Here is a 15008-nt window from a genome sequence, read left to right as displayed (position 1 = left end):
CCACCGAACGCCCGACAAGCTCGTCGCTTACGGGCGCGAGGCGCGAGGGCGCGGCATCCGTGTCATCATCGCGGGAGCTGGAGGCGCCGCGCACTTGCCCGGCATGCTCGCCTCCGTCACAGCACTTCCGGTGATCGGCGTTCCCGTGCCTCTGGCCACCCTCGACGGCCTGGACTCGCTGTTGAGCATCGTGCAGATGCCCGCCGGCATCCCCGTCGCGACAGTCTCGATCGGCGGGGCCCGGAATGCCGGCCTCTTGGCGGTACGGATGCTGGGAATCGCCGACCCCGCGCATGCCGATGCCATCGAGAACTACGCGCGCGAACTCGAGGGCGTCGTCGAGGAGAAGAACCGGCGGCTCAAGGAGGCGTTGTGAGCGTCGCAAGCCCCCCGCGGACGGCCGGAGCGCAGCAATCAGCGAGGCGGCCGGTGATCGAGAACCGTCCGCTTCGCTACCCCAACACGGCATCGCGGACGATGATGACCCGGCGTGCCTGGTGGCTGCTGGTTCTCAACTTCCTGATCCCCGGATCAGCGCAAGTTCTCGCGGGGAACCGGCGCCTCGGCCGCTTCGGGCTCGGTGCGACTCTCTTCGGCTGGACGCTGATCGCGGTTTCGATCGTCACGCTCCTGCTCTGGCAGCAGGCGTTCGTCGCGATCGCCACGAACTGGTTCGTGCTGCTCGGCGTCCAGGCCCTGCTGTTCGTCTACCTGCTCCTGTGGATCATCCTCACGATCGACACCCTGCGCCTCGTACGACTCGTGCGCACCGGGTCGATCACGCGATTCGCCGTCGCGCTCGTCGGCGTCGGAGCGCTCGTGCTCGCTGGCAGCGGCGTGGTCTGGGCATCCGACCGGCTCGGGGGCGTGCGCGATTCGTTCGGTGCAATCTTCGCCGAGTCCGGACCCTCCGTGCCGCCGTCGGACGGCTATTACAACATCCTGCTGCTCGGCGCCGACAGCGGCGAGGGCCGCGACTCCATGCGGTACGACAGCATCTCGGTCGCGTCCATCAACGCCGACACGGGAGCCGTCACGATCACCGGCATCCCGCGCGACATGGTCAACGTCCCCTTCGCGCCGGGCCCGATGCAAGACCTCTACCCGAACGGGCACACCGGTCACTCGGACCCGGTCTGCGGGTGGGGGAGTGGCATCAATCAGCTGCGCACCGAGGTGGAAGTATGCCGTGACGGCAATGCGCTGTATCCGGATGCCGTCGCGAACGGCTCGGAGCCGGGTATCGAGGCGACGAAGGATGCCGCCGAAGGTTTGCTTGGGATCGAGATCCCGTACTACGTCTTCATCGACATGCACGGCTTTGCGGCTCTCATCGATGCGCTCGGTGGCGTCGACATCGACGTGTCCGAGCGTCTCCCCAAGGGTGGCGGTCCCTCCTACGACGGGCAACCCGCCGAGGAGTGGGCGATCGGCTGGATCGAGCCCGGTTTCCAGCACATGGACGGCGACACGGCGCAGTGGTACGCCCGCTCCCGCTACACCACGAGCGACTGGGACCGGATGCTGCGCCAGCGGCAACTGCAGGAGGCGATCCTCGCGCAGTTCACGCCGATGAACGTCCTCAACCGGTTCAACGAGGTCCTGACCGCCGGTACGGCCATCGTGCAGACCGACATTCCGCAGTCGATGGTGCCCTACTTCGCCGAGCTTGCGCTGAAGTCGAAGGAGCAGCCGGTCACGACCATCGAGTTGACTCCGAGTTCGGTCGGTGGCATCGGCGTCATCCCCGAGGAGCTTTCGGCGGACGATGTCGCGTTCATTCAGAGCTACCTGCAGCAGACGCTGCATCCGCCGACTCCCACACCCACGCCCGGTGCGTAAGCGCGTGAGGCTCCCGGTTTCCCCGACGACAGGCTCGATGCTGTGACGACGACATTGCGGGTGGTGCTCGATCAGCTGGTCGCCCCCACCGATCCCGACCTCGCGATGGCCTCGCGGGAGCTCACGCGCGCCCTGATCGCTGCCGCACCACGGGGATGCGAGGTCTCTGGGGTTGTTCCTGCGGCTGGCGACGACGCGCTCGCCGAGGTGCGGGCATTCGAGGGCCTTGCCGGGGTCGAGTCCTCGCCGATCCCGCGCCGGGAACTCGCCACCGCAGTCTCCCTCGGCCTTCCCAGCGGCCTCGGGGCGGGGATGCTGCACTCGCCGACGCTGTTCGCGCCCCTCGTGCGTCACGACCGCGTCCACAACCACGAGCAGACCGTGGTCACGATCTGGGACCTCACGCCCTGGACCCACCCGGAGCGCGTCTCGAAGGCGTCAGTTGCGTGGCACCGCGCGATGCTCAAGCGCGCGGAGAAGCACGCGGATGCCGTCGTCGTGCCGCTGCACGCCATGGCGGAGGAGCTGGCGGAGCGCACGAAGCTGCGCGGCCGGATCCGGGTGATCGCCGGCGCCGCGCCGGACGGATTCGCCGAGCCGCGGGATGCCGTCGGACGTCGGCGGACACTGGGCGTGCCCGAAGGCGCGGTCGTCGTCGACGGGTCGGGGGTTTCGGCGGGGGAGCTGGGCGAGCTGATAGCCGCGCTCGGGCGGGAGGTTCCGGAGGCTCCTGTGATCGTCCTCGGTGCGCCGCCAGACGCGGAGGGCGTGCTGGCCCCGGCCGTCCTGGCCCCGGCCGTGGATGCGGCAGACCGCGCGTCGGCGATCGCGTCGGCATCCGTTCTCGTCGCTCCCGGCGTACTGCCCTCCTACGGGTGGCGTGTGCTGGAGGCGCTTGCGCTCGGGGTTCCCGTCATTGCCGCCGCGTCACCGGTCCATCGCGAACTCGTCGGTGAGGGGGGACCGGTCATCGAGGGTGGAGCGGATGCCCTCGCGGCATCCGTCGCGCCACTTCTTGGGCCGGATGCCGAGCGCCGCCGCGCGGCCACGCTCGCTGCCGATCGCGGACGGGCCTTCTCGTGGCGAGAAGCCGGCGAGCGGGTGTGGCAGCTGCATGCCGACTTGTGAGGGCAGGTGGTTGTTGCGAGTTCACAGATCGACCCTGTGAGGACAGGGCCGTCAGCGTCGCATGAGCGCGACCGCCTCTTTGCTATCGCCATCGAACGCCACCGATCCGTCGCGCAGAAGGATACCTCGTTCACACAAGTCCGACACCATGTCCAGGTCATGTGACACGACGATCAGGGTCTTGCCTGCTTCGTGGAGTTCACGGATTCGAGCCAGGCATTTCTTCTGAAAAGGCTCATCGCCAACGGAGAGAATCTCGTCGATCAAGAGGATGTCCACTTCGGTGTGGATAGCTACAGAGAAAGCGAGTCGGAGAAACATGCCGGAGGAATAGTGCTTGACCTCGGTGTCGATGAATTGCTCGATCTCGCTGAACGCTACGATGTCCTGATAGCGGGATTCCGTCTCGCTCTTACTCATCCCGAGAATAGCGGCATTCAGGTAGATGTTCTCTCGGCCCGAAAGGTCGGGATGAAAACCTGCCCCGACTTCGATGAGGCCTGCGATCCTACCCCGAGTGAGCACTCTGCCGCTGTCAGGGCGCAGCACTCCAGAGATCAGCTTGAGCATCGTGGATTTCCCCGAACCGTTGAAACCGAGGAGCGCGACGGACTCACCTTCATCGATCTCGAACGAGACGCCATCGAGAGCGTGGAATTGGGAAGACAGCGACTTACGCTTGAATGCGGCGACGACCGTTTCTTTGATGGAATGAGTGTGGCGCAGGGTGAAACTCTTGTGCACATCATCGACGATAACCGCCGCGTTTGTCCTAGAGATCTTGGGCAAAGCGACCCTCCAGACGTCTGAAAACTGCCTGTCCGAGAACGAGCACCGTCAGCGCGACCAGGAACCCGATACTCGCGTACAGCCAGAGATCGGGCAGCGGTTGGGCGCCGCTTGGGTTCAGGGGAAACCACAGACCGTAGTGGAATAGCTCAACAGCAGGTGTCAAGGGATTGAGACGGTAGAGCACAAATGCAGTGTTCGAGAGTTCCGACGCGACCATTTGCCATTGGTACATGACCGGTGAGGCCCAAATGGCGAACATGACAAATACGTCGACGAAACTTTGCGCGTCGCGAAAGGTGACGTTGATTGCGCCGAAGAGGATGCCAAGGCCCGTGGCGAGTATCGCAACCATGACAAGCGCGAAGAGGAGGGCGGCGATCTGAACAACGGACGGTGTCCAGCCAAAGAAGAGTGACACCGCGATGACAACGGCGATCTGAGGAAGTGTGTTGACGCCCGCAACAAGAACGCTCGACACCGGGAACATCTCCCGCGGCAAGTAGATCTTCTTGATCAGAGAAGCGTTGTCGACGAGAGATCTTGTGCCGTTGGAGAACGCCTCGTTGAAGAAGGTGACGATGGTGATGCCAGATAGTAGGTATATCGGGTAATAGTCGATGCTCTTGTTGAGGCCGAGGAAGACGCCCAGCGCGACATAGAAGACGACGAACTGCACGAGCGGCTTGACGTAGGACCATAGCCATCCAAGAAGTGATCCGCGGTATCGGATCTGCACTTCCTTGTTGACGATCAGTGTCAGAAGGTAGCGCCTTCTGAACACATCGATCAGGCCCCGGCCCCTGGCAGGTGATCCCATTCCGGAGGGGACGGCGCCGTGATCGGTCATCGGTCCTCCTGCTCGTCGCGGTGGAATATTCGAGACCATGTGTCTCGGCTACTGAGAGACTCCTGCGAACCGTGCCACTCTCGTGCAACAGCCGTCCCGCGTCGCGCGAGACGGCCGAGAGTGCGAACAGACTGTCGGGTAACACGGAGGGCCGTCTTGGCGTCGAACCTGCGGATGCGGAAGGTGTCAAGTGCCGCGTCTGTAACGATGGCCTGGCGGAACTGTGAGGAGTGATACCAGTTGCTGTCCGCGGAGGAGATCTTTCCGATGAGCCGGTTGAGCCCGAGAACCTGCCACGCGGTTCGCTTGATGACCACAAGCCACGGGATGCGAGGGTAGCCGCCGGAGTGGATGGCAGGAAGCGAGAACAAGCCGCTCTCGAGGATCTCCTCAGGTCGGTGGCGGACGGTATCCGGGAAGCCGCCGCGGAGCAGACGCACCGCTTCCACAGGCTCCGCGCTGCCTGCGCGTATCGACTCGGGTCCCGCAAGAAACCCGTCGATTGCAGCGAGGGTGGTGGCAGCGAGTCCGTACTGCATGGAGAGGATCATCTCGCGCAGATCCCTGGCTAGGGTGGCGACGACCTTGCGCGTCCGCCAGTCACCGTGCAGCGCCGCAACAATCAGCGAGTTGCGGTAGGAGAAGTAGCGGGACCAATCGTCCCGGTCCTTCAGTGCGAAGTCCGCATGCCACACAGCGGACCCAGGGAGGGTCACCGTTGGGTAGTCGGCAGTGCGCGCGCGGAGGCCATACTCGATGTCATCCCACTGGAAGAAGAGAGGAAGTGGGTAGCCGATCTTGCGGATAACGGACGTTGGAATCAAGCAGGTCCACCACGCGTTGTAGCCACCCTCGGCCCAGCGGTAGGGCAACTTCTCCGTGAGATCGATCCCCTGTTCGTCCTCGTGCACGGGTACGCCCGCCCGTAGGGTGTCCAGCTGCGCATCCTCTGCTGAGGTGTGTAGCAGGTTCGGGTGATAGAGGTAGAGCATCTGCGCTCCGACGATCACGGGTTGAATCGTTCGAGAGGAGAACGCCGAGAGTCGCAGCAGAGTCTCGGGCTCCAGCACAATATCGTCATCCATGAGGATGATATCTGCGCTTCGGTCGGCTTCTTCCTCCGTCAGCTCGTACATTCCCCGGGTAAAGCCACCTGCCCCGCCAAGGTTCCTCTGAGTGAGATATGCGAGGCGGCCACCGAGCGACTCAGCAATGCTCGGGAACTCGGGGAGTGCGTCTACTCGTTGCGTTCCCTGGTCGACGACAACTACTCGCTCGATCCTGTTCAGAACCTGTTCGTCGCTCGCGAGGCTTGAAAGCGTGCTGGCACAGTCAGGCGCGCGATTGTGCGTGCACACCACGATCGATACCGGCTTCGCGACGACAGGATCGATCGCTTCAAACCGCAAGTCAGACACGGTCAGCTCGCCCTCGCCGGATTCGAGGTCAACCCAGAGAAAGCCACCGTCGAGGAAGCGATCGAGGGCCAGTTCGATCTCCATCTCGACCTCCCGGTCGGTCGAGTCGATGTCTGCGACTCCGACAATCCTCTCTCGATCGAGATCGTCGCTCGCATATGCGCGGATCCGCCCCGAGCCGGTGACATTCGCTCGCGCGATGACTGTACGGACGGACGTCCACCGCTGGTAGTAGGCAGCCGGAAACCGACCGAAGTAGGTGCGCGTCGACGCGGTGGAAAATGCGGCGAGCGTGATGGACTCTCGCGCCAATTGCACAACCCGACCACGGGGGAGGCTTACGTACAGCTGTTCGCTTGCGATGCTCTCGAGCGGTTGGAACAGCAGACGATGCAGGGTCAGCGTGGCATCCTCGGAACGCACGGCTCGGGCATCTTGGGAAGACTTGCTCATGTCACTGTGCTCCGGGGGAGAGGTTTTCGGTGGCGGTCGAAGGCGTGTGTCCTCGTCGCCACCTACGGGATAGCCACCACACCGACTGCACAAGAGCGAGAGCGGCAGCGATTGCCGTCATCACTGCGCCCAACTGGAGCCCAGGCGCGCTATACCGGAGCTGCAACAGTGAGTCACCAGGAGGAACCTGGACTTGCATCAGCCCCTGCGGTGTCTGCTGATAGGTGGCTGGTTCGCCGTTGATGCTCACGGAGTATCCCGGCCACGCGAGGCGTGCGAATGTGACGACTCCACCGGAATCCGATGACACCTCAACCGTCTCTTCTGTCGGGTTTGAGGTCGCGCTTCGGGCGGTCACTCCTGGACTGGTGGCCGACACCCGACCGTTCGGTACTAGGGGCGTATCGCGAACCCAGACCACCCGTATCGGGTCCGACTCAGCCACGTGCCACCCCGAGGGCGGACCCTCAGTAATTGCGTCGGGGTACGCGGCTCGTTGGAGCACGAGAGTGCCGACACCGATCGCGTCGGCGACGGATCCGTCAGTTTCTTCGACCGGCTGCCACAGCCGTTCGAAGGTCTCGGGGCAGGTGTTGCCCTTGTAGTCGATGCACATGAATTCGGCGAATGAACGGAAGCTTATCCCCGAGTAGCGATTCACACTCTCATACCCGAGCGGCGCGCTCAGATTCCCAAATAGCAGCGCGGCGGAGTTGATTGCGTCGGGACCCGCGAGGCTCTGCTGCGCAAGCTGGAAGACCCTGCCCTCGAATTGCTCTGATTGGGCCGTCATTTCGCTGATGTTCGAGGGCACGATGAACGTCCGCGCGCCTTGCGGGTATACGGCTGCCTGGAACGCCGTGACGACGAAGATCCCCGCTACGAGAACGCCGGCGCCCGCGGCGAGACCTCGACGTTGCATGGCAACGACAAGAGATAGAAAGAGCACGCTGACGAGAACGAGCGCGATGATGTGCAATCGAATGCCAGATGGAGTCGTCGATACAGCGAGGAAGCTCCCGAACAGAATGATGGCGGACGAGGCGGCAATTCGGGTCCTCGAGACCGGGTGGATGCCCCGTGACACGGCGATAGCCAGGATTACCAGGATCGCGAGATACAGGTACTCGACGAGTCGGATCGGCCAGCGAAAGAGCCACAGATTCGATGGGCCGAGCACGGCCAATGCGTACAGGCCGCCGACGACGAGGACACTGGAGCGGACTCGGAGATCACTCCAGAGCGCTCGCCAACGAATCCATGGGAGCAGCGGGACAGCAAACCATGCGAGGTACACCGAAGGAAGGCTCTCCACGAGGGCCCCGCCCCAGTTGGTGATGGTAGGCAGGTACGAGGGCGTACTCGAGGCTGCGAGGTCTCCAAGGTCCGGAACAAGGAATGTGTCGTTGACGATCCCCGCGAGTTCTTGTCTAACCGTGACCGGCTGGACTCCGAGGAGGGGGAGAAAGACGAGCAGCGATACGACTCCGACGAGCAGGCCGGTGATAACCAACTCCACCGATTGCCTCCACGACTTCGCGATCAGCAGCTCAAAGAATGACCCCGCAAGCACCGCGAGCACACCGAGGAGCGCGTATGGGTTCCCGGTTGTGACGGCCAGATAACCGAACAGGAAAGTCACTGCTGGTGGCCAGCTATTGACTGACTGCTTTCGCACCGCGAGCCAGAAGTAGGTGACACCGGTGAAGGCCGCAAGTCCGGCAGGCCACCCCGCCGCTTCGTAGAAGAGAGTGAAACCGGTGACGGGCACAGCTACGGACAGTGCGACAGCTGCGGCCTGACGTGCTCCGTATGCCCGCATCAGCAGATAGGAGCCTGCGCCTAGGAGCGACAGCAGTGAAACCATCGCAGCCGTTGCGCCGAGGGCCATGTCATTGAAGAGCGATACCGCGACATAGAGCGCTAGAAGGATCGGATTCCATTGGGCGTAGGCGGCCTCTCCGACGTAGTTGCCGCCCATCCAGCCTGACGGCTCCATCGTCGGCCATTCGCCGCTCCTCAGCAGGGTGCCGAAGTGGTGCCAGAGCGGAATGAAGGATTCCGGGTTGTCTCCGACATAGAAGAAGTGGACTCCCAGCCACGCTGCGATCAGGCCCAGAATTCCAACCGAGATCGCAACACCGAGTGCGAGAAGTGAGTCGGGGGCCCGTCTCGACTGATTCGCCACGCCGGAGGCCACCGATTCATCCACAAGACTCACCGCACCATCCTACTCAAGAGTGTTGCGGCGACTGGGGAGCTGCGCCGGGGTACTCAGCGTTGCGAGGCGGCGCTGATCACCCCGCCCTGGAAGCTCTGTGAGCACACACCCGCTTCGCACTCCATTGGGCCTGTTGGCCATCCGAAATCCCCCGCGGACCCTGCGTAGCCGAAGTAGACACTGCGCACCGGCTCTAGGACGGCGAAAGCCCCTGCAGTCGAGCTATACACCGAACCGGACTCGAAGACTTGCGCCACCCCGCCTCCGTTCTCGGGGATGGTCAGTACCGCAGAACGCGGCTCACCTAGGGTCTCGCGGCCACCAGCGAGCCAGTACGCCTCGGCGATCGCGCCACTGCTGATGAGCGTGCCATGTTCTTCGGACCACACGATCGTCCCTCCCTCGAATGACTGCTCGCATGAAGAAGCCGATCCGCACGTCTCTGGAGTCGTCGGGAAGCCGAGCGGCCCCGCCGCCCCCTTCATCTCCCAGTAGCGTGCGCGAATGTCGCCTGACACGGCGTAGGTCCCGGAGGATGAGAAGTAGACCGATGCATTCTGGTAGACCTGGCCGAGGCCGCCGCCGTTTTCGATGATCCGCACTAGTCCGCTCGTGCGCGCACCGTGCTCCCCGCTGTCGCCTCCCGCCGCGGCGTGCAGATCCTCGATCGCGGCCAGCGCGATACGGGTGCCCGTAGAATCCTTGAGGATCGAGGCGTTCTGGAAATGCTGCCAGCACACGCCGGGGCTAGGGCAGATCGGCCCCGTCGTCGGCCACCCCAGCCATCCTTGTGCACCGCCAACTGCGAAGTAGACGTCGCGATAGCTGTCCTGGAGCGCAAAGGCGCCTGCAGGAGAAGCGAAGATCGACCCGCCTTCGAAGACTTGTGCAGTTCCGCCGCCGTTGTAGTCATAAGTCAGCGGCTCGGATACTGGCCACCCGAGAGTCGAGTTAGGGCCCCCGTCCTCGACGTAACGTGCTCCGACGGCCGAGTTGACTGCGTGGTTTCCCGTGGCGGACTCCGAGGTGAGATACCCGTACTCGAACTCTTGGAGCAGGCCGCGTGCTACCCGTGGCCCTGCGGTACTCGAAACCGAGGAGGCCTCGGCAGTTGGCCATCCGAGCCAGCCGGTCGCTCCGCCGTATCCGAAGTAGGTGTCGCGGAGGCTGCCGACCACGGAGTGCGTTCCTGTTGACGTGCTCGTGTAGACGGAACCGTGGAGGTAGGACTGCGCGGCGCCGCCCGTCCGTTGGGGCAAGTCAATCGTCTGGGAGTTCGGCCAGCCCAGTATCCCGGTGGCTCCCCCATATCCGAAATAGAACGAACGGAAGGGCTCAAGGACCGCCGCTGTGCCAGTCCGCGGGGACCAGTAGATGGAGCCGTTGGCGTAGGCGCGACCCGTTCCAGCGCCCGAGGAAGTTGAGATAGGAATGTAGTCGCTGGTTACTGCGCCGAGGACGCCGGAGGCTCCGCCCATCGCAGCGTACAGCGAGTCGATCGGAGTCGTCCCAGTCGCCGTGGTTGAGCCAAACCAGTCGGTGAATATCCGCCAGAAGTTCCGGTTTCCGTACGTAGAACAGCTGTCGCCTCTCCCGTAGAGGTTGTTCAACGCAGCTGCATTCGGTTGGTAGGGGGTATAGATGTAAAGGTTTGCCGTTGCCTGATTGCGGATCACCACAGGCGCAGATCCGCAACTGCGGTCAGGAGAGAAGAGGATGGAGTTCAAGCCAACCCGGTATCCCCAGGATGAGGGAGTGTGCGTGTATTGGCGAAACTGCCAAGCCGACTTATAGACCTGGTTAAAGAAGCCCTGCGTATTCGGGTCACACGGCCGATCATCAGGGCAATTTGCTCCCATTGCGGCGTTGTATTGGTAAAGGGACGGCTTCGTCGAAGTGACGAGGGACTGTTCCTTCTGAAGGGTGACAAGCAGGACCTGCGGGTTTATCCGACAGGCTTGCGCGACCTTCCAGATGATACGCGCAGCGCTCTCCCAACCTTCCGACTTGTACGCCGCGCACCCGTTGGCAGCGGGGGAGCGGTCGCTCGTGGAGGTGACCAAGTCGCGCAGACAGGGCAGGGTGGGGTCCGTAGCACGGCAGGCGGGCACCTGGTCCCTGAGGAACTGGGCGATCTGTTCCTCCGACATTGACCCGTTGTCGAAGAACCTCTCGTCCGAGATAATGTTGCCGGCCTCGAAATCGGAAGAGTTGGCGGCACTCGCGGCGGTCACACCCACGAGAGTTGCGACGGCGAGACCGCAAGCGACTCCGGCGGCGGCGATGCGCATGAACCAATTGGTCACGGGGTGACTCCTCTCCGGCCGCACCAAGTGTATCTGTCGCGATGGGAATCGACCTTGAGCGGCGACGCGGCTTCACGCTTTCGCGAGGACCCGGATGACGTCCCGGCACGACACCGCGACCGGTCCTAGCCCCGATATCAGACCCCGCTACTCTTTTCGTCCACGCCGACATCCCCGTGGTAGGCGCCTCTGCGGCGCCGCGCGAGATACGCGACCATAGCGGAGACGCCCGCCGCGAGGATGTCGTTCACGATGAAGATGAGCCTGCTCGCGGCGGCGTAGGCGGTCGCCGGGCCGACCCCGACGAGCGGGGCCAGTGCTGTGACGATGATGAACTCCCGCGCGCCGATGCCAGACGGTAGAAGGAAAGCGACGAGCCCACCGACCATTGCAAGCGCCATTGTTCCGATACAGAGCAGCAGTGGTGCCAGGGTCAGTCCCTCCCACGTGTCAGCGAGCATCCACAGGTGGACTCCGTACAGCACATACGTGAGGAGCGCATACGCGAGTGACATCGCCACAGCCCGCAAGCGCACGGGATGATCAGGCAGTGGCCGACGCAACAGACGAAACCCATAGCGGGTGATGGCTGTCAAGATCCTCGGGTGCAACATCATGATCGCGATCGGAAGCAGGAGGTAGAGCCAGGGCAGCCACGATAGCGCGGGATCTCGCGCTATGAGCACAGGTACGCTCGCCGCGCCCGCGATGAGAGCGGCGACGAGGATGACACCGAGGTTAAACACCGAGGCTGTGAATACCCGCGCGCGTGCCAGACCTGAGCGATGGCCGAGCTCGATCTGGAGCACGTATGCCCAGACAGAGCCCGGCACGTACTTGCCAAGCGCGCCCACGAGGAAGACTTCGGAGCCCCGGCCGGCGCCGATCGGCGTCCCGAGTTCATCAACAAGCGTGATCCAGCTCATCGTTGAGGCCCAGACACCGAGGCTGACCGCGACGAACGCGACGGCAATCCGCTGCCATTGCATCTGCAGGAGTGTGTTCGCGACCTGCTCCCAGTTGATCACGAGCTGCCATGTCGTCGCAGCGAGGACAGCCGCGATGAGTAGCCACCGAAGAGTGTTCGTAATAACGGCCCGGGCTGTTGGCCGGCCTTCGTTCCGGCTGGTCACTCCGCGTGCAACCCGACTCGTTCCACGGCGCGCATGGGGCGTAGGTCGGTCTCCCGTTCCAGCCACCACTGGACGTAATGCGCACCTGACTGGTCGTCGGTCGGCCGAGGGAGGTGCTGTAGCAACGTGTCACCGCGTGAGTAGGCGACCGCAAGAGCGTCCCGGATGTCCCGATCAATGTCGAGATGCTCAAGCATGTAGATGTTCAGCCCCCACACCCGCGGCGGCGATCCGAGCACCTTAGCGAATGGTGGAACGTCTCTGCTGACCGCGGTGTTCATGCCGACCATCGCCCCCGGTGACACGACCCGCCTTTGGTGTACGGACGCGTTCATGCCGATATTCGCGCGCGATCCGACCTCCGCATGGCCGCCGAGCTTGACCCCCGAAGAAATCACGCAATCGGTGCCAATGATCACGTCATGGGCAACATAGCTGCTGTTGAGGAGCCAGCTTCGTGCTCCGATAACCGTCGACCGCAGGCTGCCTTGGTGGATGACGACGTTCTCTCGAATCGTCGCACCGCTAGCTATGCGGACCCCGGCGTAGCCACCCGGCTCGTGTTGGGGCATGGTCGTGATCTCTGGAGCCCCGCCTATTCGGCAGCCGTCGCCGATCGTTACGTCGTCCCCGACGGTCAGTGGCCCACGTAACGTTGTGAATGCTCCCACGCGCACGCGCTCCCCCAACTGCACACCCTCCGCGATGAGGGCCGTGGGGTGGATGTCAAGTCTGTCAGATGTGGGCATGTCGTGTAGGGCCTCCCGGACCGGCGTCAACTCTATCCGACATGCGCAGGAGCGGCGGGGCTTGGTGCTGCTTGCGCGCGCGCTTGTAGGATCGAAGCTCGGAGGGTGTGGTTCGCCCAGCAGAGGAAATACGTATGATACCGATCTCTACCGTTCAGCTTGGCCCTGACGTCGAGGCGCGCGTCCTTGACGTTCTTAGATCGGGCAGCATCGCCCAGGGGCCGGTCGTCGCGGAGTTTGAAGATCGGTTTGCGTCGCTTGTGGGTGCGCGCCACGCGATCGCCGTGAACAACGGCACGACGGCGCTCGTCGCCGCACTGTCAGTGCACCATCTTCGACCGGGTGATGAGGTCGTGACGAGTCCCTTCACCTTCATCGCAACGCTCAATGCGATTCTCGAAGCAGGTGCCACCGTCCGATTCGCGGACATCGGGGAGCACGATTTCGCTCTCGACGCCGAGTCAGTGGAGTCTGCCGTCACCGATCGCACCAAGGTTCTCATGCCGGTCCATCTCTTCGGGCAGACGGGCGATATGGATGCGCTCGTGCGCATTGCTGAGGATCGTGGGTTGAGCCTCGTGGAGGACGCAGCTCAGGCGCACGGGGCTGCTTTTAGGGGTCGCTCGGCGGGGACGTTCGGCACGGGATGCTTCTCGTTTTATGCGACCAAGAACTTGACGACCGGCGAGGGTGGCATCATCACCACCGCCGACGACGAGATGGCGCGCGAGCTCAAAATTCTGCGAAACCAGGGCATGCAGGCTCGGTATGAGTACGTGATGGCTGGTCACAACTACCGCATGACCGACCTGCAAGCCGCGCTCGCCCTGCCCCAGATCGAGGGCTATGGCGAGCAGATATCACGACGACAATCGAACGCGGCGGCACTCACTGAGCGCCTGCAGGGGATCGCGGGTCTCGTTCTGCCCCGAGAACTGGCCGATCGCCGGCATGTATGGCATCAGTACACTCTTCTTCTTCCGGAGCCTGTGGGGCGGCAGGAGTTCGCGGAACGGCTACGTGATTACGGCGTCGCTTCGGGCATCTATTACCCGAAACCCGTCTACGACTACGACCCTTATCGTGAGCGACCTGATGTGATCCGTTCCGAAACCCCAGTTGCTGAGCGTGTAGCCGCACGCTGTATCTCGATCCCCGTGCACCAGCACCTGTCCGAGCGCGATATCGATCACATCGCGGATGCCGTTCTTAGCGCGTTGGCCGCGTCATGACCTATCGAGTGGGCCTAGTCGGCGCCGGCTCCATGGGTCGCAATCATGCTCGAGTGATCTCGGAGAGCGCACACGCCGAACTTGCCGTAGTCGTAGACCCCGTGCCGGAATCCGGGCGCCGAGCCGCAGCCCACTATGAGACCCGCTGGGCGGCGGATCTCGAAGGCCTCGGTCAGGTAGATGGCGTTGTGGTCGCGGCTTCCACGGAGCACCACTACGACATTGCGGTCGAAGTGATCGGAGCGGGAATTCCGTTGCTCATCGAGAAGCCCGTTGCTCCTTCGCTCTCGCAGACCGAAGCGATCCTTCGTCTAGCCGAGGCTAGCGGCGTGCCCGTAATGTGCGGGTTTCTCGAACGCTACAACCCAGCATTCATCACCGCACAACGGATGATCGAGGAGCCGGTGTATGCGCGAGCCGTGCGGCATTCGCCGTATGCCCCTCGTATCCGCACCGGGGTGGGCTGGGATCTGTTGGTTCATGACGTGGACCTGCTCGCCCAACTTTTCGGGGGCAGCGACCCCGAAAGTGTTGCGGTGCAACTTGGTCAGGTTCACCCTGACTCGGTAGAGGGTGCCGAGGATGTCGCAGAGGTCATACTCGGGTTTGGGAAGGGCCTGATCGCGTCTGCATCAGCGTCTCGTCTAGGTCAGCGTAAGGTGCGAACGCTGCTGGTTCAGACACTCGGGGACATGGTCGAGGTCGACCTTCTTCGTAGGGGTGTCACGCTGTATCGCCATACCACGGTATCCGAGGATCGCCCCGGGGGGGCAGGATTCCGGCAGATGACCGAGATGGAGGTCCCCGAGATCACCGGCCGCGAACCGCTCGCTGCTCAGCTCGACCGTTTTCTCGGGCTCATAGACGGAACAGTAGATGTCGATGTA

12 protein-coding genes are annotated in these 15008 nt (G+C 63.3%); 5 read left to right on the top strand and 7 right to left on the bottom strand.

Annotated features, from left to right (window positions below; all coding sequences use genetic code 11):
* The 3 genes from purE to Q1V87_RS15705 form a co-directional block, all read left to right on the top strand.
* On the top strand, window positions 1-376 hold a 376-nt coding region (gene purE, locus Q1V87_RS15715), incomplete at its 5' end, for a 5-(carboxyamino)imidazole ribonucleotide mutase (protein ID WP_300595004.1).
* The gene (locus Q1V87_RS15710; protein ID WP_300595002.1) at window positions 373-1842 is read left to right on the top strand and encodes an LCP family protein; all 1470 of its coding nucleotides are present in this window, start codon (window positions 373-375) and stop codon (window positions 1840-1842) included. The genes purE and Q1V87_RS15710, both read left to right, overlap by 4 nt.
* A 42-nt stretch (window positions 1843-1884) precedes the next feature.
* Entirely contained in the window at window positions 1885-2970 is a 1086-nt protein-coding gene (locus Q1V87_RS15705) for a glycosyltransferase (RefSeq protein ID WP_300595000.1), read from the top strand.
* A 51-nt stretch (window positions 2971-3021) separates the two neighbouring features.
* Here the strand turns inward: Q1V87_RS15705 and Q1V87_RS15700 are convergent, their stop codons facing one another.
* The 7 genes from Q1V87_RS15700 to Q1V87_RS15670 all read right to left on the bottom strand — a co-directional run bounded on the left by Q1V87_RS15700 (window position 3022) and on the right by Q1V87_RS15670 (window position 12919).
* Entirely contained in the window at window positions 3022-3759 is a 738-nt protein-coding gene (locus tag Q1V87_RS15700) for an ABC transporter ATP-binding protein (RefSeq protein WP_300594998.1), read from the bottom strand.
* A complete protein-coding gene (locus Q1V87_RS15695; protein WP_300594996.1) occupies window positions 3743-4609 on the bottom strand; it encodes an ABC transporter permease in 867 nt (288 codons plus the stop codon). The genes Q1V87_RS15700 and Q1V87_RS15695 overlap by 17 nt, the downstream gene beginning before the upstream one ends.
* Window positions 4606-6480, bottom strand: coding sequence for a glycosyltransferase (locus tag Q1V87_RS15690; RefSeq protein ID WP_300594994.1), 1875 nt, complete (start codon window positions 6478-6480; stop codon window positions 4606-4608). Before Q1V87_RS15690 ends, Q1V87_RS15695 begins: the two co-directional genes overlap by 4 nt.
* Window position 6481: 1 nt before the next feature.
* Window positions 6482-8701: a hypothetical protein gene (locus tag Q1V87_RS15685; protein WP_300594992.1), complete on the bottom strand. Its 2220-nt coding sequence runs from the start codon at window positions 8699-8701 to the stop codon at window positions 6482-6484.
* 53 nt (window positions 8702-8754) lie between these two features.
* Window positions 8755-11007: a hypothetical protein gene (locus tag Q1V87_RS15680; protein WP_300594989.1), complete on the bottom strand. Its 2253-nt coding sequence runs from the start codon at window positions 11005-11007 to the stop codon at window positions 8755-8757.
* Between the two features lie 137 nt (window positions 11008-11144).
* The gene (locus Q1V87_RS15675; protein ID WP_300594986.1) at window positions 11145-12140 is read right to left on the bottom strand and encodes a lysylphosphatidylglycerol synthase domain-containing protein; all 996 of its coding nucleotides are present in this window, start codon (window positions 12138-12140) and stop codon (window positions 11145-11147) included.
* Window positions 12137-12919, bottom strand: coding sequence for an acyl-ACP--UDP-N- acetylglucosamine O-acyltransferase (locus Q1V87_RS15670; RefSeq protein ID WP_300594983.1), 783 nt, complete (start codon window positions 12917-12919; stop codon window positions 12137-12139). The genes Q1V87_RS15675 and Q1V87_RS15670 overlap by 4 nt, the downstream gene beginning before the upstream one ends.
* Window positions 12920-13023: 104 nt before the next feature.
* On the opposite strand from Q1V87_RS15670, the gene Q1V87_RS15665 reads away from it, so the two are divergent.
* Together Q1V87_RS15665 and Q1V87_RS15660 are read left to right on the top strand one after the other, a co-directional pair.
* A complete protein-coding gene (locus Q1V87_RS15665; RefSeq protein ID WP_300594980.1) occupies window positions 13024-14121 on the top strand; it encodes a DegT/DnrJ/EryC1/StrS aminotransferase family protein in 1098 nt (365 codons plus the stop codon).
* A partial coding sequence (locus Q1V87_RS15660) for a Gfo/Idh/MocA family oxidoreductase (RefSeq protein ID WP_300594978.1) occupies window positions 14118-15008 on the top strand: 891 nt, incomplete at its 3' end. The genes Q1V87_RS15665 and Q1V87_RS15660, both read left to right, overlap by 4 nt.

Source organism: Microbacterium sp., from assembly GCF_030149085.1.
Lineage (GTDB): Bacteria > Actinomycetota > Actinomycetes > Actinomycetales > Microbacteriaceae > Microbacterium.
The sequence above is the reverse complement of the archived record's forward strand: the minus strand, read 5'-3'. Positions and strand labels throughout refer to the sequence as shown.